Origin of the sequence: Spirillospora sp. NPDC049652 (assembly GCF_040675125.1) — a bacterium.
Lineage (GTDB): Bacteria > Actinomycetota > Actinomycetes > Streptosporangiales > Streptosporangiaceae > Spirillospora.
This window is the reverse complement of the sequence record NZ_JBFAOF010001361.1, coordinates 1-1489: the sequence shown is the minus strand read 5'-3', so window position 1 is coordinate 1489 and position 1489 is coordinate 1. Positions and strand designations below refer to the sequence as shown.

1 protein-coding gene is annotated in these 1489 nt (G+C 75.8%); it reads left to right on the top strand.

What is annotated here, in order from left to right; genetic code table 11:
* On the top strand, window positions 1-1131 hold a 1131-nt coding region (locus AB0J52_RS40210; protein ID WP_500188444.1), incomplete at its 5' end, for an MFS transporter.
* Window positions 1132-1489: the final 358 nt, after the last annotated feature.

The window sequence follows — 1489 nt, the reverse complement described above, 5'->3', positions numbered from 1 at the left end:
CTCCCCGCCGCGCTGTCGCTGCTCACCACGTCCTTCCGGGAGGGCCCGGAGCGCAACCGCGCCCTCGCCGTCTGGGGCGGCATGGCGGGCGCCGCGTCCGGCGCGGGCGTGCTGCTCGGCGGGATCCTCACCGACGGCCTCGGCTGGCGCTGGGTGATGCTCGTGAACGTGCCGGTCGTCGTCGCCATCCTCGTCGTCGTCCCGATGCTGCTGCCCGACGACCGCCGGACGGCCCGGATCCGCGAGTTCGACATCCCCGGCGCGCTGCTGGTCACCGGCGCGATGCTGCTGCTGGTGTTCACGCTGGTCAAGGCCCCGGAGGTCGGCTGGGAGACCACCCGGACGATCGGCGGCCTCGCCGGTTCGGCCGTCCTGCTGGCGCTGTTCGTCCTCAACGAGACGCGGTCGGCGCACCCGCTGCTGCCGCTCGACACCTTCCGGATCCGCGGCCTCGCGGCGGCCAACGTCACCCAGCTGCTGATCCTCGCGGGCGGCGCGGCCATGTTCTTCTTCCTCAGCCTCTACATGGAGACCGTCCTCGGCTACTCGCCGATCCAGACCGGCTCGGCGTACCTGCCGCTGTGCGCGGCCGTCGGCGTCGCGGCGGGCATCACGTCCAAGCTGCTGCCCCGGTTCGGGACGCGGCCGCTCATCGTGGTCGGCGGCCTGATCGGCACGGGCGGGCTGTACATGCTCTCCCGCATCCCGGTCGACGGCTCGTACACGCGCGACCTGCTGCCCGGCCTGATCGTGTTCGCGCTCGGCCTCGGCGTCGCGTTCGTGTCCGTCACCGCCGCCGCGAACGCGGGCGTCCCGGCGAACCGCGCGGGCATGGCCGCGGCGCTGCTCCAGTCGTCCCAGCAGCTCGGCACGGCGCTCGGCCTCGCCATCATGGCCGTGATCGCCGCCGACCGGACCGGCGACCTCCTGCGCCTCGGGACGGACCCGAGGCACGCCGGCACCGAGGGCTTCCAGGACGCCCTGTTCGCCGGGTCCATGTTCACCCTGGTGGCGGCGCTCGTCGCCTTCGGCGTCCGCAACACCCGCGGTGAGGAGGCCGCCCCCGACCCCGCCACGGAACCGGCCGCACCGCTCGACGCCCCGGTCGACACGGTGGTGGACGCGCGCTGAATCCGGCGCCGACGGCGGCGTGAGCTCCGACACGCCGTCAGACGATCGAACACATGGGCCCCCGGCGGCGTCCAAGGTTGTGATCACCGACACCCCGACAGACATCGGAGCACTCATGCCGAACGTTGACCGCCGCCGCGCCCTCGGGCTGCTGGCCGCCGGGGCGGCGGGCGTCGCCGCCGCGGCGGCCCCGGACCTGTGGCACGACGGCCCGTCGCGATCGGCTCGCGCGGACGGCCGGCGCGCCGCCGGCGGGGGGGAGCCCGGCCGCCCCCCCCCCCCCCCCCCCGGCCCCGCCGACGCCCCCCGCCCGCCCCAGCCGGCGCGGCCCAAGCCCCTCCGCACCCATCAGGTCCAC